This is a genomic window from Streptomyces macrosporus (genome assembly GCF_039533145.1).
In the GTDB taxonomy this organism is placed as follows: domain Bacteria; phylum Actinomycetota; class Actinomycetes; order Streptomycetales; family Streptomycetaceae; genus Streptomyces; species Streptomyces macrosporus.
In genome coordinates this window covers 192,706-214,995 of record NZ_BAAASZ010000035.1, presented here as the reverse complement: position 1 = coordinate 214,995, position 22,290 = coordinate 192,706, and the positions used below count along the sequence as shown (strand labels likewise).

Below are 22,290 nucleotides of genomic sequence, written 5' to 3'. Positions count from 1 at the left end.
CCGGCCCGGAGTCCGCGGTCGCCGCTTCCGCGCGGCCGGAGCCGCTGCGGGGAGGCCGCGCGGCGGACGGCGCCGAGCCGGACGGGACCGGGCCGGACGGCGTCGGTCCGGACGGCCGCGCCCCCGGTCGCGTCCGGCGTGCGACCTGTGATGTCCGGACGGTCGGCAGCTCCGCCGCTCCGTCCGGGGTGCCGCCGTCCGGCATACCGTCCTGCGGGCCGTCCGCCCCCTCCGGGCGCAGTGCCCGGAGCAGCAGCGGCCCCCCGCTGGTGTGGACGGGCCGCGGGACGGCCGGGCGGGCGACGCCGTGCACCAGGCCGGTCGGGGCGGTGGGCAGCAGGGCGTGGCCGAGGTCGGTGCCGAACGACGGGTTCCGCCAGGCGGCCAGGCCCGCGCGGAAGGCGAGGCCGTCGCTGACGCCGAGCGGGGCACGGGCCACGGTGGGTTCCAACGGTGCGGCGCGACGCCAGCCGCCGTCCCAGTCGCCGGGCACGGACGGCCTCGGAACACCGGGCGCGGACCGTTCCGGGCCGTCGCCGGACGGACCGCTCGCCGCGGCGCCGGAGCCCTCCGTACGCCGTGGACGGTCCGCGGCGCCCGGCCCGACGATCCGGCGGCGCAGCCTGTCCCGCCATGCCATGCGCTCAACCACCTTCGTTCACACGGGTGTTGATGCGGGCGATCTCGGCCACCCACTGCCGGCGTTCGTCGTGGGTCAGGTCGAGGATCTCCTCGCGTTGCCAGTGGAAGTGGTAGGCGATGTACGCGATCTCCTCCCGGAGCCGGGGGAGGGCGTACGTCACGATTCCCCCAGGCGCCCACCCGAGAGGTCGACCTCGAAGTCGCCCTCGCAGTGGGGGCAGGTCACCGCCGCGCGGGTGTGGCCCTCGCTGTTGACGCGGCGGTAGAAGTCCTGGAGGAAGGCGACGTCGGTGGCGTACATCCGCTCCACGATCCCGGCGTGCACGTCGGTGATCGTGCCGATCCGGGTGATCACCTGGCTCAGCAGCACCACGCTCAGGTACGCCGGGTTCTCCTTGACCCGCAGGTCGATCTGGGGCCGCAGCTCGTCACGGGCGGTGGCCAGGCGCATCGCGCCGTGGCGGTGCACCGTGCCCGCCTCGTCCACGTACCCGCGCGGCAGCTCGAACTCGAACTCGGTGCGCAGCCCGTGGTCCTCCCGGGGCGCCGGCGTGGCAGCGGGTGCCGCCGCCTGCTCGGGCGGGGCGGGCGCCGTCACCTGGAGGATCTCCTCCAGGTTGCCCGCCGTCACCGTACGGCGTCTCATTCGACGATGATCTCCTCGAACACGATGGTGACGGTCTCGGTGGCCGCGGAGGACTCGCCCGCCTTCAGGGACGGACCCTCCCACTTGGAGGCCCAGCCCTGCATCAGTTGGATGCGACGGACCGTGGTGCCCTCGGAGTCCTTGATCTCCAGGGTGAGGTTCTGCCGTGCGGAGTTCACGGCACCGTTGTTCAGGGTTTCCTTGATCCAGTTGGTGAACTCGCTGCTCTGGTCGAGTCCTCGGGTGATCGTGATCTCGCCGGCCTGGCGGGCGCCGGGCTGCTTGCGGATGATCTGCTTGCCCTCCGCGCTGACCTGCTTGACCTCGACGACCTCCTCCTCGACGGTCAGTCCGCTGATCTCCTGGATCGACTCGACGAGATAGCCGCCGAGCTGCACGCCGAAGACGTGGGTGGAAAGAGCGTCGCCCACTGCCATGACTGTTCGTCACCTTTCCTTGCCGACCCGGGGGTCACTCGTCGATGAGACTGGTGCTGTCGGAGAACTGGGCCAGCCGGAACACCACGAACTCCGCGGGCTTGACCGGCGCGACGCCGATCTCGCAGACGACCCGTCCCTGGTCGATGGACTCCTGCGGGTTGGTGTCGCGGTCGCACTTCACGTAGAACGCCTCGTCGGCGGTGCGGCCGAACAGCGCGCCCCGGCGCCACTCCTCGGTGAGGAACGCGGTGACGTTCCTCCGGATGCTCGACCACAGCCGGTCGTCGTTCGGCTCGAAGACCACCCACTGGGTGCCCAGCAGGATCGACTCCTCGAGATAGTTGAACAGGCGGCGCACGTTCAGGTAGCGCCAGGCGGGGTCGGAGGAGAGGGTGCGGGCGCCCCACACCCGGATGCCCCGGCCGGGGAAGGCCCGTACGCAGTTCACGCCGATCGGGTTCAGCAGGTCCTGCTCGCCCTTGCTGAGCCGGATCTCCAGGTCCACCGCGCCGCGGATCACCTCGTTGGCGGGCGCCTTGTGCACGCCGCGCTCGGCGTCGCTGCGCGCCCACACCCCGGCGATGTGGCCGCTCGGCGGGACGGTGGTGTTGCGTCCGGTGGCCGGGTCGAAGACCCGCACCCACGGGTAGTAGAGGGCGGCGTACCGGGAGTCGTACCCCGCCTCGTCGTTGCGCCAGGTGCGTACCCGCTGGGCGGTCAGCCCGGGCGGAGTGTCCAGGACGGCCACCCGGTCGCCCATCTGCTCGCAGTGCGCGATCACGGCGAGCTGCACGGTGCGCACGCCCTCGGCGTCGATGTCGCCGCGCTGGTGGGCGCTCATCAGGTCCGGCACCGCGACCATGGTGATCTCGTCGATGGTCTCCAGGCCGCCGAAACCGGTGCGGGCCGCGGCGTCGCCGACGTACTCGGCCGGGTCGAGGCGCGACACCTCGCCGGAGCCGGGCGCGGCGGGCACGGCCGGGGCGTCGGGCAGCGCCACGGTCTGGTTGGCGGGCCTGCTCTGGCCGGCGCCCTGCTGCTCGGCGACCTCGATCAGCTTGGAGGCGCGGGCCTGGTTGACCAGGTACCCCTTGACGTTCTTGCGGCTGGAGGCCTCGTACGTCTCCGCCACCTGGTCGCCCTGGCGGACCAGGACCTTGAAGCGGTCCTGCGGCGGGTTCTCGCCGTCCGCGTCGGCGATCTCCACCGACACCCCGGAGACCCCCGGACGGGCCGCGACCAGGAAGCCGCCGAGCTCCACGGGCTCCGCCGCCCCGGTCTCCGGGCGCAGCCGGGCGCCGCCGGCCGCCGGAGCGGAGGAGTCCTCGGCGGAGCCGCCGATCCGCACGATGTACGCGGCGCCGCCGCCGTTGGCGAAGTACCCGTAGACCGCGTGGGCCAGGTAGGTGCCCTCGGTGAAGCCGCCGAACTGCTGGGTGTACTGGTCCCAGTTGGTGACCAGCGTCGGTGTGTGGAACGGACCACTCCCGGCGAACCCGACGAACGCGGCGACGGCGGTGCCGACCCCCTCGATCGGTCGAGCACCGGACTGCACCTCCTCCACGTACACGCCCGGGGTGAGGTACGTCGGCATGCTCGCTCCTTAGCGTCCTTGCGGGTCACCTGTGTCCAGGCCGAGTCTGCGCGGCACGTCCGCCACGGCGACAGGGACCGGCGGACCCGGCCGGGGGCAGGACCGCTGCCTTTCCGTACCCCCCGCGTCGATCACCCCGGTGTCACCCGTCGTTGCCCCCGCACTGCCCGCGCGGACCTGGACACCCCGTTCGCGCCCGCGGTCCACTGGAGCCGCAGCAGGAGTGCGCCGACGAGGAGGCGACGGGGAGGCAGCGGGTGCGCGAGGTCCTGCGCTCGGTCGGCAGGTCGCTCGCCGCGCCAGGTCGCCAGGAGAGGCCAGGTTGCCAGGGGAGGGAGGCCGGACCCGGCACCGACTTCTCCGACGTGCGGCCGCACACCGGGCCGCCGCTCGTGCGACCCGTGCCGTCGGGGCGCGCCCCGACACCTCCATCGACGACCCCGGACGACGGGAAACGAGGAGGGCCTTGGCGTCTCAATCCGCCGAAGGTGCCACGACGGCGGTGCGAGCGCGCCGGCCATGGCCGTATGGACGGGTCGCCCGTGGCCTCACAGTGAGTCTGCGCCGTCCCCGTCCCCGTCCCCGGGTGCGAGGGTGTACGTGTGCGGTGCGGCCAGGCCGTGCGCGTCGGCGGCGTGGACGCGGTCGCCGTCGCGGCGGGTCGGGCAGAGCAGCAGCGGCAGGGGTGCCGGCCGCAGCCCGATGGCGATCCGCAGGTCAAGGGCGAGCTCTTCGTGGGGTGTGTCGTACCGCCAGCCGCCGGTGACGCGTCCGGTGTGCTCCCGGGCGGTGCCGGTGCCGGTCGCACGCCCGTCGGGAGCGAGCACGAGGTCGAGCTCGAGCGGCGTGTCGTCATCGGTGATCCGCCACCGTCCGGGCGCGATGACGACTCCGGTGGGTGCCTTGGGAGCGGGCACGGGAGTCGCGCCGTAGACCTCGTGGAGCAGGTCTTCGAACTGCGCGTCGCCGTTCGGCGAGTACCGAATGGTGCGTTTGCCGAAGGACGCGGCGGTCTCCAGGTGGGCCGCCACCACCGGGTCCCCGGCCGCGGCCTCGCTCCACACCGCGACGACCGCGTCGCACGCGCCGAGGTCCTGCAGCACCGGCTCCTGCAGGATGCCGTCGGTCAGGACACGCTCGGCGTCCACACCGGTGCGCACTCCGTGTCGGCGCAGCCTGCGGTCGAGCGTGGTCAGCGTGGCGAGGTCCCGTTCGGCGGCGGTGAGGAAGACGGCCGGTGAGGCGGGCCCGGATTCCCTGCTCCTGCGCGTCACGTCCTGCATGTCACTCCTCCACGCTCTCCGTACCCTTCCCCGAGCCGCTCTCCCGGAGACTCCCGAGGCTTGCCGTGACGGGCCGTCCCTCCCTGTGGCGGAGCAGCCCCGCGACGCCCGCCACGGCACTTCTTGTGAGACTCCTGCCGGTGCGTCACGCCTGGGCGTCGAGAACCTGGCTCTCACGGCTGACGATCCAGGGTGCCTTCGGGTCGTACGACGCGAGCCAGTACTCGGCCGTGCAGGTGAACTCGACCGGGAAGAGGTTCGGGCCGTTCTTCTTCAGCCGGTCGACCGCCAGCTCCTCGTTCTCGATGCGCTCCTTCAGGTCGTCGATCTCGGTCTGGTTCCGCGGCACCTGCTGCTGCAGGGTGGCGAGCTCGGCCTTGGCATCCACGATCTTCTTGTCCGTGTCGGCGAGGTTGCGGTGGATGTACGGCGGCAGGTAGCTGGCCTTGTACGTCGGCACCACGCTGTAGACGGTCACCCTGGGGCGGTCGGAGGGAAGCTGGAGCGTGTCGACGTAGTGTGTGACTCTCTGGCTCTTGTCCGTCATCAGGAACGGCAACTTCTTGCCGCCGGGGGTGCTGCCCGGGATGGTGGCGCCCGGGTTGTCCCAGATCAGGATCCACGGCGCACCCGGCGGGTGCTCGCAGGTGCTCATCGCCTGCTGGTAGAGCGCGGCGCGGCCACGGTTCGCGGTGCCCTGCATCGCGGAGCGGATCGGCGCCTCGACCTCGTTGAGGTGGTTCTTGTTGGCCTGGGCGGTGCCCATGAAGATGTTGCTCGCGGTGTTGTTGGCGCCGGCCACGAAGTCGCCGTTGACGGCGTGCATGGCGGTGGAGACCTGCGGACGGTTCTCCCACAGCAGGTACTGGTCGACGAGGCGGATCTCCTCGAACCCCTGCGGGTAGCCCGGCTCCGAACCGCCGCCCGTCTGCCTCAGCAACTGCTCCAGGTGCACCGAGTTGCCGAGGGTGCACCCGTCGGTGTACGTGAGGCCGTTGGAGAAGAGGGTGTCCAGTGGCGCCAGCCTGGCCACGTCCACGTTCTCCGCCTTGCCCCCGCTGAAGGGGGTGAAACGGCGCTGGATGTGGCCGGTGCCGGTGGCCGGCGCCCCGAGTGTCCCTTCCGCGTGTTCCTCGGCGCCATCGGACGGGTGGGGCGCGGCCGAGGTGGTGGGCCGGGGGCGTGCCATCACCCGGACGGCGTTGGCCTCGGCGGCCCGCTCGAAGCGGTCGGACGGGTCGCTGATGCGAAGGCCCGCGCCGTTGTCGGTGCCCGCGACCGCGCCCTGGCGCTGCTGGATGACGTGGGTGAGCTCATGGGCGAGGGTGTGCTTGTCGGCGCCGCCGTCCCCGATCACCACATGGCTGCCGGAGGTGTAGGCGCGGGCGCCCACCTGGGCGGCGGAGGCGCGGGCGGCGGGGCCGGTGTGCAGCCGGACGTCCGCGAAGTCCGCGCCGAGCCGGGCCTCCATCTCGCCGCGCAGCGCCGCGGGCAGCGGCTGCCCCGGACCGCGCAGCACATCCGCCACGGCGGAGCGCTGCACGGCGGCGGTGGCCTCCTCCCCGGTGACGGCGGAGCGCTGCACCCGCGGAGCGGCCCGGTGCCCGGCGTCCCGCAGCATCCGGGTCACGGCGCGGTTGCCCGCGGTGCGTTGCAGGGCCGCCAGCGCGCGGAGTGTGGGGAGGACGGGGACGGCGGCGCCCCGGCCCGCGGACGCCTGCGCCGCGGACGTCCCGCGTGACCGTGCCGTGCCGGGCGCCGGCGCCTGCCGCGGCCGACGCGGGGCTTCGCCCGGGCTGTGGGTGCGCATGTGCCGCCTTCCGGAGTCGGGCGGGCGCGCGGTGACCCGCCGGTTCTTCCTTGATACGGCATGGCGGGCACCGACAGGCAGAGGCACGGGGGCGGCGTTGCTGCCCGATCGGGCAGCACGGGCGGTGCGGGCCGTCGTTCCGGCACCGCGGCCGGCAGCGCAGCCACGGGGTTCTTCGCCCTCGGGGCGGCCGAACGCCGACATCCGCGACGCGGGACGCGGCCCAACGACAGGCTGTTGTCGACCTCGGCCACGAGAACGCCGGCGACGGTTTCCGCCGCCCGCACGGAAAGCCCGCCGGAAGCGAGCCGGCCGAGGCCCGGCAGACCTTACGACAAGGCCATCTCCGGCATCCACGGGGTCCGCGAACGCGCCGACTCCCTGCTCAAGACCACCCGTCAAGGCCCTGCGCGGGGTCGGCCTCGACCCCGGCCGCATCACGAAGATCGTCGCCGCGGCCCTCGTCCCGCGCCAACCCGAGTACGACCGCACCGTCCGACCGGTCGCCCGACGACACGAACCGTTACCGGGAAAGGCTCGTGGCCCACCGCCCCACACCGGGCGCCCCGGTCCGAGAGGCTGTCGGACAGCCGCCTGACGACGCTGCGATGGGATCCTGGCCACCGGCGTCCGGGCCGTCTTCCCCTCACGCCTCGCCGACCTCCGCCAGCCACGGCCCGAACTCGCCCTCCAGGACCAGCCGGCCGAGCTTGCGGTACTCCTGCGCGATCGCCGTCACCACCTGCCGCATGGTGAGCGGCCCGCCGGACTCCGCCGCCAGATAGGCGGCCGTCACCGCGCAGGCCCGGATCGAGCCGCCGGCCATCTCGAATCGGTCCGCGCAGAAGACGAGGTCCAGATCGGCGGCCCGGGGCAGCCGGTCGCCCAGGCACCGCTCCCACAGGGCCAGGCGCCGGCCGGCGTCGGGCACGGGGAAGTCCGCCACCACGTCCAGGCGGCGCGTGAACGCCTCGTCCAGGTTGGCCCGCAGGTTGGTGGTCAGCACCGCGATCCCGTCGAAGGACTCCATGCGCTGGAGCAGGTACGCCGACTCGATGTTGGCGTGCCGGTCGTGCGCGTCCTTCACCTCCGAGCGCTTGCCGAAGATCGCGTCGGCCTCGTCGAAGAGGAGCACCGCGTTGACCGCCGACGCCTCGGTGAAGATCCGCTCCAGGTTCTTCTCGGTCTCCCCGACGTACTTGTCGACGACCGTGGACAGGTCCACCACGTACAGGTCCATGCCCAGGTCCGCCGCGACGACCTCGGCGGACATGGTCTTGCCGGTGCCCGACTCGCCGGCGAACAGCGCGATCACGCCGCGCCCGCGCCCGCCGCCGGGCCGCATCCCCCACTGCCCGAGCACCTGTTCGCGGTGGCGGGCGCGCAGCGCGAGTTCGCGCAGCCGCCGGTGGGTGACCGGCGGGAGCACCAGGTCGTCCCAGCCGACGCCGGGCTCCACCCGGCGGGCGAGCCGGTCGAGCCCCGCGCCGTTCTGGGCGCGCACGGCCGTTCGCAGGTCGTCGGGGCCGACCGGGCGGCCCGCGAGGGCGGCCGTGCGCACCGCCACGTCGGCGGCACGGCGCAACTGGCCGGAGTCCAGGCGGTGCGCGGCGACCGACCGGGCGAGCGCCTCGGCATCGCCGGCCACGGAGCCGTCACCGGCGGCCCGCTCCAGGGCGTGCCGCCAGCGCGCGGCCTGCCGCTCGGGAGAGGGCGCCGGCACGGCCAGGACGACGGGGGTGTCGGCCGCCCACGCCGGGTCCCAGCCCACGGTGCCGTACGTCAGCAGGGGAATGCCCCGCAGGGCCGCGCACCATGGGGCCAGCGTGCGGGCCCGTTCGGCGGGTTCGGCGGGCAGCGCCTCCAGGGGGCCGAGGACGACCCCGGCGCCGGTCAGGCGGGCTTCGAGCGCGGCGACCCGGGCGAGGTGCGGTGCGTCGCCGGAGTGCCGGGCGAGCGCCGCCGCGTCCAGGGCGAGCGGACGCCGCCCGGCCGCGCGCAGGGCGGCGCCGGCCAGTCCCTCGGCGTCTCCGCCCCAGCTGCGCAGGTGGACGAGTCCGGTGCCGGTCCGCGCCGCGGCAGCCGCCCGGCGTACCTCCTCCGCCGCCGCGGTCGGGTCCTCCCACGCCTCGCCGAGCACCCCGGCGAGCCGGGCGTCGGGCCGCGTGGTCCCCAAGAGGTGCCCGGTGACCCGGTCGGGGACCGTCAGGACGCGGGAGAGCGGCGGCCGTTCCGGCTCGGTGACCTCCACCAGACCACCCGCGACCAGCGGCGCTCCGGGGGCGAGCCGGAACCGGGCGGGGGCCGCTCCGGCGAGCCCGCACAGCTCCAGGGCGAGCCCGACCGTGGGCCGACGGCACGTCAGGTCGTCGTTGAGGTAGCCGTAGAGCCGTTCGAACCGCGCGTCTAGGTCGGGCGCCACCGCGACCAGCAGCAGGTCCAGGTCCAGCGGGGACAGGCCGAAGCTCCGGGCGAGGCCGTCGAGGACGGAGCCGGCCGGTGGGCGCCAGGGCCCGTGGGCGGGCAGGTCGAGGCCGCCCGGCTCGTCCAGGATGCGGGCCGCCGCCTCGGGGGTGAGGTACTGGCCTCGGTACGGGTCGTCGGGGTCGGGGTCGGCGGCGCGGCGGGCCGTCACCGCGTGCCGCACCCGCTCCTCGACCGCGCGGAGCCGCGTCCACAGGGGCTCCACGTCGGCGGGGACGGCTTCGGGGACGGCTTCGGCGTCGGGCCGGGCGGCGATTCCGGCGGCGACGGGTTCGGCGGTGTACGTCACGGCCGGCGGTCCCCTCGACGGCGCCGGGCGGGGGCGGACGGCCGCTCGCGCGGACCGGCGAAGCCGTCCGGCCCCGGATCGCTCGTCTCCGTGTAGCGCAGCCGACGCCCCGACACCGCTTCCCCGCCCTCGCGCCGGGCGGCGGAGCGCACCACGAGCCCTTCGGTGACCGGCGGCGCGACGGCCTGGCTCACCCCGGCGAGCGGCGCCCGCACCCGTACCCCGAGCGACGCCTTCAGCTCCCCGCCGAGCGCCGACCACACATCGGAGGCGGCCGGCGCGTCGAGCCCGGCGGTGTCCAGACCGACGGTCAGGCCGAGTTCGGCGAGCGTGCCGGTGAGCAGCCGCGCCGGCAGCGTGTCGGTGACCACCAGGCAGGCGAGCACCTGCGAGAGCAGCCGGTGCTCGTCCTGCGGGCGGCTCGCCCACGCCGTGACCAGGTACGTCAGTTCGAACCAGCGTGGCGGGGTGCGCCGCGCCACGAGCCGCCCGTCCGCGTCGTACACCTCCCCGGCGCCGCTGCCGCGCCGGGTGGCGTCCTCGCGGATGTCGTACAGGAACACGCAGACCGTCGGGGCGTTGCGGCGCGCCGCCCACTCCCGGGTGGGGGCGTCGAAGACCACCTCGACGCCCGACGCCTCCAGGCCGGACTCGCCGAGCAGGCGGCGCAGCCCCTCGTCGACCTCGTGGATCACCGGCGGGTCACCTCGTCGGGCGGCTGGACGCTGCCGCTGACCACCAGGAAGTCGGTCTTGACCGGGGAGAAGCCGGGGCCCCTGGCGGTGATGGTGCGCGGTCCGGTCTGGTCCTTGGCGAGGACGAGGAGCTGCCCGATGAACGTGCCGTCGGGGCCCGGCACGGTCGGCGCCGCCGCCGCGGTGATCCCCGGTTTCCAGGTGAACCGCACCGGCACTCCCGGCGGGAAGTCCTTGCCGCGCACCGAGGTGACGAAGCCGGGCTTGCCGACCTCGGGCACCGCCACGATGCGCGGCTGGAGGATGCGCAGCCGCTGCCGGGCGGTGTTGTCGCGCCGGTCGGCGTCCGTTCCGGTGGTGGTGAGCTCGCCGGTGACGCGGCCGGTCAACGCCTTGTCGGGGCTGAGGACGACCCGGACGACGGTGCTCGTGCCCGGGGCCAGATCCGGCAGCGCGCACACCCAGGAGCGGTCGCAGCCCGGCGGCGGCCCGTTGTTCGGGACGCCCGCGGGCAGGCCGATGCGCAGCCGTAGCCCGGTCGCCAGGGCGTTGCGGCCGTTGCGCACGGTGTACGTCACCACGACGCGCCCGCCGACGTAGCCGGGGTTCGGCTGGGTCGTGACGCGCACCCCGGGCCCGGCCTCGGGCTCGTCCGGCGCCGGAGGCACGGTGGGTGGCGGGCTGGTGGGCGGCGTCGGGGGCGGGGCCTCGCGCACCGGCACCACGGTCCGGCCCGCGTTGTCGCCGGGCCTCGGGTCCAGGACGGTGCCGGTGACCGACCAGTCGACCGGCGCCTCGCCAGGGACGACCCCGGTGAGGGTGACGTTCACCGGGACGGTGGTGCCGGGCGGCACCACGCCGATGTCGCACTGGAGGGACGCGGCGTCGCAGGTGCCTCCGGGCCGGGTCAGCCGGGTGATCCGCACACCGAGTGGCGGCGCGATGGTCAGCCGGGTGCCGGGGGAGGCGGCGGGGCCGTTGTTCACCACGTCGACGCGGACCGTGGTGGAACGGCCGACGGTGACCTCCGGGACGGTGCCGGGCGCGCGGACCGCGAGGTCCACGGACTGCTGGACGCCGGGTTCCTTCTGCCGGCCCGGCAGACCGGCGGTGAGCGGGGTGAGACGGCCGGACGCGATGTGCAGGAGGTGCAGCTTCTCGGGACTGTTGGCCGGAAGGCCGGCGCGTGAACTGAACACCAGGCTCTTGCCGTCGGCCGTCCAGGCGGCGTCACGCGGCTGGAACGGGCCGGTGGCCGACGTGTCCGGCAACTCCCGGTGGCAGGCGCCGGGGAGGCCGCGGGCGGCGGCGGGCAGCAATACCCGGCACCCCCTGCCCGACGGGGACGTCGACAGGATGCCGTTGCGCTCGTCGATCCGGCCGCCGCCGTTCTTGCGGTTGAAGACGATACTGCGCCCGTCCGGTGAGAACGCCGGGCTGTCGTCGATGACCTCGCAGTCGCCCGGGCAGATCTCGGCGCTCAGGTCGCGCTGCCGGCCCAGGTCGTTCACGGGCACGGTCCAGACGTGCTTGTTGCCGCCGTTCCCGTCGATCACGTGGTTCCGTGTGAAGGCCAGGGTGGTGCCGTCGGGGGACCAGGTGGGCTGGGCGTCGCCGCCGGTGCCCTGTCCGTCCGGCGGAGTGATCTTGCCGCGGATCGCGCCGGTCGCGACGTCCGCGATCAGGATGCGGCCGGGACCCGCGGCTTCCCCGACGCCGCCCGGCGAGGTCCGGGTGAAGGCGAGGTACCTGCCGTCCGGGGAGAACGTCGGGTCGGTGTCCCGGTCCCCCGGGCCGCGTCCCGCGAGCGGCACGGGTGCCTCGTTGGACCCGTCGGCGTCCACCATCCAGATCCGCTGGACGCGGCTGTCGGGGGCGCCCTCGAAGCGGGTCACCACGATCCGGCGGCCGTCGGGCGTGTAGTTCTGCCGCTCGGTCCACGGGTCGTACCCGGGGTCGGGCCGGAACAGCGGGTCCTCGACGGGATCGGTCTCGGTGTCGGCCCTCGGGTCCTCCCGGAGGATCGTCAGCCTCAGATCGCGAGGGTCGGCCCCGTCCATCCGGACGTCCTGCAGCGTCACCGTGTGCGGGCTGGACGCCGAGGTGCGCTCCACCACCACACCGCCGTCGTCGAGCGAGCCGAGCCAGGTGGGCGAGAGGACCTCTCGGTCCTCGCTGAGCACCAACGACGGGGTGTCGGCGGAGTGCGCGGGCACCCGGAACACGTGGTCCCAGTCGCCTTCGCACTCACAGGTGATCTCGGGGCTCAGGAACAGGACCTCGTCCCCGTCGGGCAGCCACGCCGCCCCGTGGGCATGCCACTGTGCCTGCGCGCCCCCGAGCAGTGGCCCGTCGGTGCGCCCGTCCGTCACCCGCAGTCGGGGGCCGTTCCGCCCGGCGGCGGTGGCGGTGTACGCGATCAGGTCCCGGTGGGCGGGGTCGTCGACCGGGTTCCACACCGGTTCGGTGGCCGCGCCGTTTCGGGGATCGGTGATCCGGGAGGCGGTGCCGCCGGCCAGGGGCCGTACGTAGACCTGCCGACCGACCGCCGGGTCGCTGTCGCCGGAGTACGCCAGGCGCCGCCCGTCCGGGGAGACCGTGGGGTGCTCCTCGTTCGAGGGCGTGTCGGTGAGCCGCTTCAGGCCGGTGCCGTCGGTGCGCACCAGCCACAGGTCGCGCTGGGTCCGGCCGCCCGGTCCGCCGGGTTCGGCCGAGTCGAACACCACGGCCCGGCCGTCCGGCGTCAGCCGGGGGTGCGCCGCGTCCCGGCCGCTGGTGAGACGGCGCACCGAACCGTCGGCGGACCGCAGGTAGATCTGCGGGTCCTTCTCGTCACGGCGGCTCGCGAACACCATCGCGTCACCGAGGGCGGACGGCTGGACGTCGAAGTGGTCCGGGCCCGCGCCGAACAGCGGCTTGCTGGAGGTGTCGGTGTCGACCCGGCCGAGACTGCGGTGCCGGGTACCGGCGTACACGACCCGGGTGTCCGCGGTGTCGGTCACCCGCGGCCGGGCCTCGGCACTGTTCTGCTCCGAGGCCGCCGTCACCGTGAGCAGCGGGATCAACAGCAGCAACGACGTGCCGAGCCTGGCCAGGCGGTTCCGCCCGCCGGAACCGGCGGTTCCCATCACAGCCCCCCTCACGGTCCGGTGCGGCACCCGGATGTGCCCCCGCCACCCTGCAACGGCCGCGTGCGGCGCGGCAGGGCGGCGGGGCCGTACCCGGGGGAACGCGTGGTGCGCTTTCGGGCAGTGCCGGGGGACCGGCCGTCGTCAGATCAGCCCGTTGCGCAGCGCGTAGCCGACCGCGTGGGCCCGATTGCGCAGTTGCAGCCGCGTGGTGATCCCATGGAGCACGTTCTTGACGGTCCGTTCGGAGTACGCGGTCTTGCGGGCGATCTCCGCCGTGTCCAGGCCCTCCGACACCAGGCGCAGCATGTCCGCCTCGCGCGGGGTCAACGTGGACAGGGACAGGCCCCGCGGATCGAGCGCCGAGCGCTGGAGGCTGCCCACGTGCGTGAGCAGTTTGCCGAGCAGGTCGCCGGGCAGCACGCCCTCACCGTTGGCTATCGCCAGGACCAGATGGAGGAGTCGGTCCTGGTCGGCCTCGACGCGCCGCAGCACCGCCGCCACGCCGCACTCGACGACGCGTTGCAGCGTGCCGGGCCCGAGAGTGCCGACCACGAGGCCCGTGCGGGTGGCGGTGTTGTGCCGCAGCCGGTGCAGCAGGGCGGCCACATCGTCGTCGACGCCGTCCACGACCACCAGCGACGTCTGGGCCTGTTCCGCGTCGGCATCGTCGAGCAGGTCGACCTCGGGGCGCGGGCGTAACTGCTGGACGACGCCGACGCGTAGGACGGGATCGGCGGCGTAGACGGCCACGGTCACCCGGTTCGGGCGATCGGAGCGGGAGGTCCGGTGCGTGGACCGGGGCTGGGCGGGCACACGTGACATGGTGGCGGGCATGGCCGGGACGCTTTCCTCTGAGCAGGGCATGGGGCTACCTGTTTCGTCAGTCCTGAATCCGTGGGGCGACGCAGAAACGGCACGACCGCCCGTGTGCTGACCGCACGAGGCGACGAGATGCCGTGACCACGCTTCATCAGAAGGGAGTCGGTTGTCGCGTTTCGGGCACTTCGATTGCCCGGATGTTGCCCTCGCGCTCCTCGTCGAGCCCTTGGGCACGGTCCTACCGTGGCGGCGTGACGCCTTCTGAAGCCTCTTCCGGTTCCGGCGCGCCCGACCTCGACATCCCGGCGGTGACGGTGGCGCCGGGCGGCACCGCCACGACCGGGGTGACCGTCCGCAACGACAGCGACATCGTCGAGGCGTACAGCCTGGAGGTCGTCGGGGACTGCGCTTCCTGGTCCACCGTGGACCCCCCGCGGGTCTCCCTCTATCCCGGCACCTCGGAGACGGTGACGATCCGCCTGGAGCCGCCGCGCTCCCCGGAGGTCCGGGCCGGTGAGACACCCCTGGGAGTGCGGGTCCTGCCGACCGAACACCCCGAGTCGGTGCGGGTCCTCGAAACCACCGTGCACGTCGAGGAGTTCCGGGAACTGCGCACGGAACTGGTGCCCAAGCGCCGGCGCGGCTGGCTGCGGGGCCGCTACCGGCTGGCGGTGCGCAACCAGGGCAACTGCCCCGTGCAGGTGGGCTTCACCCCCGGCCAGGCGGGCGAGGAACTGGGATTCGCCTTCACCCCGGCGGAGCCGACACTGGAACCCGGCGAGTCGACGGAGGTCGGACTGCGGGTCCGCACGGGCAAGCCGGTGTGGTTCGGCGCCCCGGTGGTGTGGCCGTTCACCGTGGACACCGCCGAAGCCGGCGACCAGGAGGCGGCACGACGGGACGCGACCGCCGTCCGGGCGCCGCTGGAGGCGGAGTTCGTTCAGATCCCGATCTTCCCCAGGTGGCTGCTCGTGGTGCTCGCGGCACTGCTCGCGCTGGTGCTCGCCTGGTTCGCGCTGGTCCGTCCGGTGGTGCGCAGCGCCGCCGAGGAAGCGGCCAACGAGGCGGTTCAGCCGCGTCCCACGCCCGCCGGAGAGCCGGGTGGGCAGAATCCGGACACCGGTTCCGGCGACGGTTCGGACGCCCGCCCCGGTGGCCGGGAGACGGGGGCGCCGTCCGGGCCGGGCGGCGACGAGTCCGCGGCCGATGCCGGCGCCTCGGGCGGCACCGGCCGGCAGAGCTCGGCGACCATCGATCTGCAGACGTCCGCCGGGGAGACCAAGACCGGTACCTACCGGGTGCCCGAGAACAGCGTCTTCGGGGTCACGGACATCGTCGTCGCCAACTTCCAGGGGGACGAGGGGGTGCTGACGATCTCGTTCGGCGACCGCAAGATCACCACGATCGCGTTGGAGACCTTCCGCAACCAGGACTATCACTGGGTGACCCCCATCGAGATTCCCGAGAACGACACCGTGACCGTGGAGGTGACCTGTGAGAAGCCGGGCACACCGGCCACCGGCCGTCGGGCGCAGGGATGTCATGAAGTTCTGAACGTGAGCGGTGTGCTCAGCCGTACCACGCAGTGAAGACTCCAGGACACTATCGATCGGTGTCGGCGCCATCTGAAGAGTTGGATCTTGTTCCGTCTGGAAAACGACGACCCGGGTCCGAAAACCGGCTCTGCCCGGATGGACGTGTTCCGCTGAGACCGGGAGACGCGGTGCCGGACGGCAAGCTGCCGGCCGGCGCGCCGCGCGCCCGTACTACGCTGCCACGGTGATGAACCCCACCGAGCCCCAGGACCCGCGGCCGGTCGCCCAGGGCTCGGCCGCTGCGCAGAGCGGCCGCGCGGGCTCCGTCCGCGGCGGCGCGGCCGACCAGGGCCGCCCGACCAACGAAGGGCGCCGGGCCGCGGCCCGCAACCGGGACGCCCTCGTCGCCGCCGCCCGTGAGGTCTTCGCCGAGCAGGGTCTGAACGCCCCGCTGTCCGCCGTCGCACGCCGCGCCGGGGTGGGGCAGGGCAGTCTCTACCGGCACTTCACCGACCGGGTCGCGCTGGCCTCCGCGATCCTGGACGAGAACGTCCGGCGGATCGAGCAGGCGGCCGCCGAGCCCGACGCGAGCCTCGAGAGCCTCCTGGGCGTGGTCACCTGGCAGCTGACCCGCTCGACGGCGTTCGTCGACCTCCTGCGCCTGCACGGCGAAGAGTACGCCCGCACGCTGGCCAGGCGCGTCCGGAGCGCCCTGGCGCGGCACCTGCCCGCGGGACACCGCCTGTCCGCCGACGACGTCATGCTCGCCGTCGCGATGGTCTCCGGGGCCGTCGGCGGCGGCCCCACCCCGGCGGAACGGGAGCGCCTCGCCCTGAAGGCCTGGCGCCTGCTCGGCATCGAGGTGGGGCCGGTGCGGCCCGTCGGGGCAGCCGGGGACGTGTGATCGTCAGCCGCCGTTGGACTGGCGGATGCCCTTGCCCGGCGCGGTGAACCTGTAGACGTACCCCCCGTCGGGGCCGCTGACGGTCATGTACGCCGTCCTGCCGCCCGGAGTGATCGCGACGTTGGTCGCCGACTCCAGGCCCTCGGCGTTTTCGGCGGGGACCTCGACGGTGGCCAGGCGCTTCCCGTACCGGTCGTGGACGGCCATGGCCGGGCGGCCGTGCAGGGCCTGGTAGAGGTTGCCGTCGGCGTCCACGGCGATGGAGTCGGTCCGGGCCAGGCCGCCGTCGACGTGGATGGCCTCGTGCCGGGAGGTCACGGCGGTCCTGTCGGCGTCGAGCAGCAGGTAGGAGACGGTGTTCTCGGCGAGCTCGCTGATCCACAGGCCGTGCTGCTCGGGGTCGAACACGATTCCGTTGGGGTGGGCGAGTCCGTCGGCCAGGACGGTGGCCTTCGTGCCGGCGCGGTCGATGCGCACGATGCGGCCCTCGGCCTTGCCCGGCTCCATGCCGCGCAGGTCGCTGATGTACAGGTTGCCCTCGTCGTCGAAGGCGATGTCGTCGGGGTTCATCCGGGAGCCGTCGACCTCGCCGGAGAAGAACGTGCGCGGGTCCGAGCCGTCCAGGGCGACGGTGACGATGGACCCGGTGACGTAGTCGGTCAGGTACAGGCGGCCGTCGCGCGGGCCGACCTGCGCGGAGGTGTAGGCGCCGGTCCTGTCGGTGTAGACGCCCTCGTGTTCGCCGGTGGCCACGTCGACGGAGATGACCTTGGGTTCGCCGGGGGGCGCGGTGACGTCCACGACGTACAGGGTGCCGTCCTCGTCCAGGACCGGCCCCTCCAGCAGGGTCATGCCGGTGGCCTCGTGCACGTCGGTCACGTGCGCGACCCGGGTGGCCCGGATGCTCTTGCCCTCGCCGACCGGCGCGGGGTGCGGGGCCGCGCCGGCGCCGGCCTGGGCGGCGCACCCGGTCAGTGCCGACAGGCCGACGGCGGCCAGGCCGACCAGGAGGCGGAACATGCGGTACGTGGCCATGAGGTGGTGGTCCTTCCTGTGTCCGGGCGATCCGGACGACGTGGCGTGCGGGGGACGTGCTTCCGGTCGTGGCGCCGGGCGCGCGGGAACGGGCCCCTCCGGAGCCGGGGGACCGGCCGGAGGGGCCCGGCCGGACAGCCGTCAGGCGACCGACCAGCCGCCGTCGGAGGGCAGGATCGCGCCGTTGATGTTCACCGCGTCCTTGCTGAGCAGGAACGTGATCGAGGCGGCCGGCTCCTCGGCCGTGGCCAGGCCGGGGATCGCCACGCGCATCCGCGCGGTGCGGACCGAGCCGTACGGGGCGGCACCGGGCACCCGGATGCCGGTGGCCACCGCGCCCGGGGCGACGGCGTTGACCTGCACGCCCGTGCCCGCGTACTGGTAGGCCGACGACTTCGTCAAACCCACCAGGGCGTGCTTGGAGGTCGTGTAGGCGGCTCCGGCCGCCGAGCCGCGCAGGGCGGCCTCGGAGACGACGTTGACGATCCGGCCGCCGCCCGCGGCGAGCATGCCGGGAACGACGGCGCGCATCAGGCGCATGGGGCCGTCGACATTGATGCGCATGACACGTTCCCAGATGGTGTCGTCGACCTCGTGCACGGCGGCGTCGTCGTCCATCACGCCCGCGACGTTCGCCAGGGCGTCCACGCGGCCGTCCGCGGCGGCCAGCACCGCGTCGGCGGACTCGGGCGCGGTGATGTCCGCGGTGACGGGCACGACGGCCCCGTCCGACTCGGCGGCCAGGGCCGCGAGGCCGTCGGCGGAGACGTCGACGGCGATCACGCGGCCGCCCTCGCGTCGCACGCGGGAGGCCACGGCCCTGCCGATGCCGGAGGCGGCGCCGGTGACGACGACGGTCTGGCCGTCGAAGCGGCCGGGCGTGATCTGCTCGGTCCACTGCTCGGGAGTGCCGATCTCGATGCCCGGGTCGGGCTCCTCGGCCGGGGCGGTGCCGGCCGGAGGAGCGGTGGGCAGGCCCTCGGGGATCCGGCCGGTCTCGGCGGCGGTGACCAGCACGTCCACGAGTTCGCGCGGGAACGTCCCGCCGGACGCCTGCACGAGCTGCTCCAACGGCAGGCCGAGGGCGAGGGCCTGCTCGCCCTGCCCCCGGGAGGCCGACAGACCGCGCAGGACCTGCCCGGCGGCGGGGTCCGCCGGCCAGTCACGCAGTGGGGAGGCGGGGGTGAGGTTCGACATCGTGGGCCTTTCGCGTCGTGGCGCTGGGCGGGGCCGCGCGGATCGGGGCCCGCACCGGAACCGGACAACAGTGTCCGGTTCTTGGGGTACGGTACCCGTAACCGCGCGAGACGCCTTGCGAGGACACCGGCCCACATCCCGCGCGGTGCCCCCGGTGCACGCCCCCACGAGAGGAACCCGCCGCATGACCCTGCCGCAGTGCGACACCCCGCCCACACCGCAGGAGACCGCCGCCCTGCGCGAGCGCTACCGCGTCGAGCGGGAGCGCCGTGTGCGCCCCGAGGGCTTGGGCCAGTACCGGGCGGCGGACGCGGAGTTCGGTTACTTCGCCGCCGACCCGTACGCGGGGGAGCCCCCCGAGCGCGAGCCGCTGCACGACGTGGTGGACGTCGCCGTCGTCGGCGGCGGGTTCGGCGGCATCCTCGCCGGGGCGCGGCTGCGCCGGCAGGGCGTGGAGCGCATCCGGATCGTCGAGAAGGGCGGCGACTTCGGCGGCACCTGGTACTGGAACCGCTACCCGGGCATCCACTGCGACATCGAGTCGCACGTGTACCTGCCGATGCTCGACGAGACCGGGTACGTGCCGGAGTGGAAGTACGCCCCCGGCGAGGAGATCCGCCGTCACGCGGTGCGCATCGCCGAGCGGTTCGACCTGTGTGAGGACGCCCTGTTCTCCACCGCCGTCACCTCGCTGACCTGGGACGAGACCGCCCAGCAGTGGGTGGTCGCCACCGACCGGGGCGACGAGTTCCGAGCCACGTACGTCATCACCGCCACCGGCACGCTCTCGGAGCCCAAGCTGCCCGGCATACCCGGCATCGAGGACTACCGGGGCCACACCTTCCACACCTCCCGCTGGGACTACGGGTACACCGGCGGCAGCCCCGAGGGCGGCATGACGGGCCTGGCGGGCAAGAAGGTCGGTGTCGTCGGCACCGGCGCCACCGGCGTGCAGGTCGTCCCGATGCTGGCCGAGGACGCCGAGCACCTGTTCGTCTTCCAACGCACCCCCTCCGCCGTGGACGTGCGCGGCCAGCGGCGCATGACGCCGCAGGAGGTCGGCGCGGACCGTCCGGGCTGGGCGGCCGAGCGCCGCGAGAACTTCCTGCGGATCGTCTCCGGCGAGGACGCCGAGCAGGATCTGGTCGACGACCGCTGGACGGCTTCGGCCGCCCTGCTGGAGAAGCTTCTGCCCAGCTTCCGCCGCGACGGCGAGCCGGACTTCGAGGCCGCCTACGAGGCCGCCGACCACGCCACGATGAACCGGATCCGTGAGCGCGTGGCCGCCGAGGTCACCGACCCCGCCACCGCCGCGGCCCTCCAGCCCTGGTACCGGTACGCGTGCAAGCGCCCCACGTTCTCCGACACGTACCTGCCCACGTTCAACCGGGACAACGTCACCCTCGTGGACACCGCCGACACCCACGGGATCGAGCGCATGACCGAGCGCGGCGTCGTCGTGGGTGGTGTGGAGTACGAGGTCGACTGCCTGATCTTCGCCACCGGATTCTCCGTGGGGGTCTCCGGCATCACCTCCGGGAAGCTGCCCGTGATCGGCCGCCGCGGCGTCCGACTCCTGCACGCGTGGGCGCGGCAGGGCCCGCGCACCCTGCACGGCTTCACCAGCAACGGGTTCCCGAACCTGATCCAGATGGGCTCGTTGCAGAACGCCAGCAGTGTGAACTTCACGCACGTTCTGGACGAGCAGGCCATCCACGCCGCGGCCCTGGTCGCCGCCGCGGAAGCCAAGGGCGCCCTCGTCGAACCGACCCGCGAGGCCGAGGACGCCTGGATCGCCGCCCTGGCCAAGGACGCCCCCGACCACGAGTGGTTCCACGCCGAGTGCACCCCCGGCTACTACAACCGCGAGGGCCGCGGCCGCCCGAACGGCCCGACCGCCTACCCGCACGGCGCCGTCGCCTTCCACGACCTCCTGCGCCGCTGGCGCGAGGAGAACATCGACGAGGTCCTCCAGGCCAAGGCCGCCGTCTCGGCCTGACACTCCGCGCGGCAGGTGCGGCGCCGCCCACCGCGCCTCGAGCAGGGGCACGGTGGGCGGCGCTGTTCCCGGGCGCGTGACCAGGGCGGTCACGCGCCGTCCGTCCACGGCGGTCGCGCGCAAGGGCCGCGGACCCTCCGCAGACCCTCGCCCGAGTCCGCGGGAAGGCGGACGCGGTCGGTTGCGGACTCGGAGGTCCCGAACAGCGGAGCCGGCTTCCGCAGGGTGAGGTCGGTGCGCCGGTACGCGGCCACCGGCAGCGCCCGGTCCTCCAACGGCGGCGACCGGTGGCGTGACTGACGGCTCGGATGCTTGATGGTCCGTCCCGGGGGAGAGGGACACGCGACCGTGGACCGTCTCGGGCGAACCGTGGTCGCCGAGCGAGCCGCCGCTGCCGGTACCGGGGCGAAGCCGAAGCCGGGGCGGCCGAGGAAGAGGCCCGACACGCTGCCCGGCGACCGCGGCCACGATCACGACACGTACCGCCGCGTGGTCCGGGCGCGGGGCGTCAAACCGGTGATCGCCCGTCGTGGTGCCTGATGGATCCGGTCTCGGAACCCACCGGTGGGTCGTCGAGCGCACCATCGCCCGACTGCACGGCTTCCGCCGCCCACGCGTCCGCCGGGAACGACGGGACGGCACGCACGGAGTCTTCCTCGGCCCCGCCACCTGCCCACATCACCCACCGACACGTCCGACGCCTTTGCCGGGACCTCTGAGCGGGCTCGTCACGCGGCCACGCCCCGAAATCCCGACGAGCCGGTTCAGACACCCGCCCGGGTGAACGTCACATGCGTGACTCCGCTGGGGGAGGAGATGGCCTCGATCTCGTAGTCCTTCTCGAGGCCCTCGAGTCCGTCCCAGAGGCGTACGCCGCGGCCGAGCAGGATCGGAACCACCACCGTGTGCATGTGGTCGACGAGACCGGCGGCAAGGAAGTCGCGGAGCATGGTGGGACCTCCGCCGATGCGTACGTCCCGGCCTCCCGCGGCCTCGCGGGCCGTCGCGAGCGCCTCTGCCGGCGAAGCCTCGATGAAGTGGAACGTCGTGCCGCCCTCCATCTCGATCGACGGGCGCGGGTGGTGGGTGAGGACGAAGACCGGTGTGTGGAAGGGCGGGTTGGGCCCCCACGCGCCCTTCCACTCCGGATCCTCGTGCCAACCGGGCGGCCCGAACTTCCCGGCCCCCATGATCTCGGCGCCGATCCCATCGGTGAACAGCCGGGAGAAGGCGTCGTCGACGCCGCCGGTCCCACCCGTCCGGCCGAGCATTGCGCGGCCCCACCGGGTGGCGAACATCCACTCGTGCAGCTTTTCGCCGGCGTGGCCGAACGGTGCCTCAAGGGTCCGACCGTCGCCGGTGGCGAAGCCGTCGAGCGAGACGGCGAGGTTCTGGACGCGAGCGAGTGACATGGCTGTGCTCCCTGCTGGTCGTCTCGATCCGGGATCTCGATACGGGGTGGAGCCGGAACGACCGCCGCCCCGACACCACGCTGTACAGACGCTCATGGTCGAGCGAACTCATCGCGCCCATCGTTGCGCGGGTTGCGCAGCCGTCGCCGGATTGACTGCGCAGGTCGCCGCGGGAGAGCCCGGACAGCGGGGGAAGAGCGGGCCGTGCCTGCCAGTGCCACCTCAGGGCGCACGCGCGGACGGCCGCGCTTGCGGGGAACTCTCAGCGCGACCGTGGTCTGCTCGAAGGCGGGTGCGTCGCCGGCCCGGCCGGGAGCGAGGACGAACGCCGGCGGCCACCCCGCTGCGGTGTCCGGTCCGGAGACAACGGCTCGG

The 22,290-nt window shown here is 73.8% G+C and carries 16 protein-coding genes and 4 pseudogenes; 5 read left to right on the top strand and 15 right to left on the bottom strand.

The annotated features are described in order from the left end of the window. The 7 genes and pseudogenes from ABD335_RS25650 to ABD335_RS25620 all read right to left on the bottom strand — a co-directional run. Window positions 1-640: pseudogene (locus tag ABD335_RS25650) on the bottom strand (hypothetical protein); the annotation flags it as partial. Between the two features lie 4 nt (window positions 641-644). Continuing rightward, on the bottom strand, window positions 645-803 hold the full coding sequence (locus tag ABD335_RS25645; RefSeq protein WP_020938517.1) for a DUF6760 family protein: 159 nt from the start codon (window positions 801-803) through the stop codon (window positions 645-647). Further along, window positions 800-1,288, bottom strand: coding sequence for a hypothetical protein (locus tag ABD335_RS25640; RefSeq protein WP_344327747.1), 489 nt, complete (start codon window positions 1,286-1,288; stop codon window positions 800-802). The genes ABD335_RS25645 and ABD335_RS25640 overlap by 4 nt, the downstream gene beginning before the upstream one ends. Further along, window positions 1,285-1,725: a phage tail protein gene (locus ABD335_RS25635; RefSeq protein ID WP_344327745.1), complete on the bottom strand. Its 441-nt coding sequence runs from the start codon at window positions 1,723-1,725 to the stop codon at window positions 1,285-1,287. Before ABD335_RS25635 ends, ABD335_RS25640 begins: the two co-directional genes overlap by 4 nt. Window positions 1,726-1,759: 34 nt before the next feature. Continuing rightward, window positions 1,760-3,322, bottom strand: a complete 1,563-nt coding sequence (locus ABD335_RS25630) for a phage tail sheath family protein (protein WP_344327744.1) — start codon at window positions 3,320-3,322, stop codon at window positions 1,760-1,762. 548 nt (window positions 3,323-3,870) lie between these two features. Continuing rightward, on the bottom strand, window positions 3,871-4,605 hold the full coding sequence (locus ABD335_RS25625) for a toll/interleukin-1 receptor domain-containing protein (protein ID WP_344327742.1): 735 nt from the start codon (window positions 4,603-4,605) through the stop codon (window positions 3,871-3,873). A 145-nt stretch (window positions 4,606-4,750) separates the two neighbouring features. Beyond that, window positions 4,751-6,415: an eCIS core domain-containing protein gene (locus ABD335_RS25620; RefSeq protein WP_425583738.1), complete on the bottom strand. Its 1,665-nt coding sequence runs from the start codon at window positions 6,413-6,415 to the stop codon at window positions 4,751-4,753. Between the two features lie 236 nt (window positions 6,416-6,651). On the opposite strand from ABD335_RS25620, the pseudogene ABD335_RS25615 reads away from it, so the two are divergent. After that, window positions 6,652-6,911 (top strand): annotated as a pseudogene (locus tag ABD335_RS25615) (IS5/IS1182 family transposase); the annotation flags it as partial. A 150-nt stretch (window positions 6,912-7,061) separates the two neighbouring features. Here the strand turns inward: ABD335_RS25615 and ABD335_RS25610 are convergent. The 4 genes from ABD335_RS25610 to ABD335_RS25595 all read right to left on the bottom strand — a co-directional run bounded on the left by ABD335_RS25610 (window position 7,062) and on the right by ABD335_RS25595 (window position 13,836). Continuing rightward, window positions 7,062-9,155, bottom strand: a complete 2,094-nt coding sequence (locus ABD335_RS25610; RefSeq protein ID WP_425583743.1) for an ATP-binding protein — start codon at window positions 9,153-9,155, stop codon at window positions 7,062-7,064. 29 nt (window positions 9,156-9,184) lie between these two features. Next, window positions 9,185-9,883, bottom strand: coding sequence for a Pvc16 family protein (locus ABD335_RS25605; protein WP_344327740.1), 699 nt, complete (start codon window positions 9,881-9,883; stop codon window positions 9,185-9,187). Further along, window positions 9,880-13,011 (bottom strand): hypothetical protein, encoded by a 3,132-nt coding sequence (locus ABD335_RS25600; RefSeq protein ID WP_344327739.1) that lies wholly within the window; start codon window positions 13,009-13,011, stop codon window positions 9,880-9,882. Before ABD335_RS25600 ends, ABD335_RS25605 begins: the two co-directional genes overlap by 4 nt. A gap of 144 nt (window positions 13,012-13,155) precedes the next feature. Then, window positions 13,156-13,836, bottom strand: coding sequence for a helix-turn-helix transcriptional regulator (locus ABD335_RS25595; protein WP_425583742.1), 681 nt, complete (start codon window positions 13,834-13,836; stop codon window positions 13,156-13,158). Between the two features lie 296 nt (window positions 13,837-14,132). On the opposite strand from ABD335_RS25595, the gene ABD335_RS25590 reads away from it, so the two are divergent. Both ABD335_RS25590 and ABD335_RS25585 read left to right on the top strand, forming a co-directional pair. Next, window positions 14,133-15,422 (top strand): COG1470 family protein, encoded by a 1,290-nt coding sequence (locus ABD335_RS25590; RefSeq protein WP_344327760.1) that lies wholly within the window; start codon window positions 14,133-14,135, stop codon window positions 15,420-15,422. A gap of 193 nt (window positions 15,423-15,615) precedes the next feature. Beyond that, window positions 15,616-16,272 carry a TetR/AcrR family transcriptional regulator gene (locus ABD335_RS25585; RefSeq protein WP_344327759.1) on the top strand — a complete coding sequence of 219 codons (657 nt, stop codon included), beginning with the start codon at window positions 15,616-15,618 and terminating at the stop codon, window positions 16,270-16,272. Window positions 16,273-16,275: 3 nt separating this feature from the next. Here ABD335_RS25585 and ABD335_RS25580 read toward each other — a convergent pair whose 3' ends face one another. Next, a complete protein-coding gene (locus ABD335_RS25580; protein WP_344327734.1) occupies window positions 16,276-17,307 on the bottom strand; it encodes an SMP-30/gluconolactonase/LRE family protein in 1,032 nt (343 codons plus the stop codon). Window positions 17,308-17,448: 141 nt separating this feature from the next. Beyond that, on the bottom strand, window positions 17,449-18,504 hold the full coding sequence (locus ABD335_RS25575) for an SDR family NAD(P)-dependent oxidoreductase (RefSeq protein ID WP_344327733.1): 1,056 nt from the start codon (window positions 18,502-18,504) through the stop codon (window positions 17,449-17,451). A gap of 184 nt (window positions 18,505-18,688) precedes the next feature. Here ABD335_RS25575 and ABD335_RS25570 point away from each other — a divergent pair, with 184 nt between their 5' ends. After that, window positions 18,689-20,503: a flavin-containing monooxygenase gene (locus ABD335_RS25570; protein WP_344327732.1), complete on the top strand. Its 1,815-nt coding sequence runs from the start codon at window positions 18,689-18,691 to the stop codon at window positions 20,501-20,503. Window positions 20,504-20,673: 170 nt separating this feature from the next. Here the strand turns inward: ABD335_RS25570 and ABD335_RS25565 are convergent. Next, window positions 20,674-20,805, bottom strand: a pseudogene (locus tag ABD335_RS25565) (IS5/IS1182 family transposase); the annotation flags it as partial. Between the two features lie 118 nt (window positions 20,806-20,923). On the opposite strand from ABD335_RS25565, the pseudogene ABD335_RS25560 reads away from it, so the two are divergent. Beyond that, window positions 20,924-21,149 (top strand): annotated as a pseudogene (locus tag ABD335_RS25560) (IS5/IS1182 family transposase); the annotation flags it as partial. Between the two features lie 118 nt (window positions 21,150-21,267). On the opposite strand, the gene ABD335_RS25555 reads toward ABD335_RS25560, so the two are convergent. Beyond that, a complete protein-coding gene (locus ABD335_RS25555) occupies window positions 21,268-21,915 on the bottom strand; it encodes a dihydrofolate reductase family protein (protein ID WP_344327730.1) in 648 nt (215 codons plus the stop codon). Window positions 21,916-22,290: the final 375 nt, after the last annotated feature.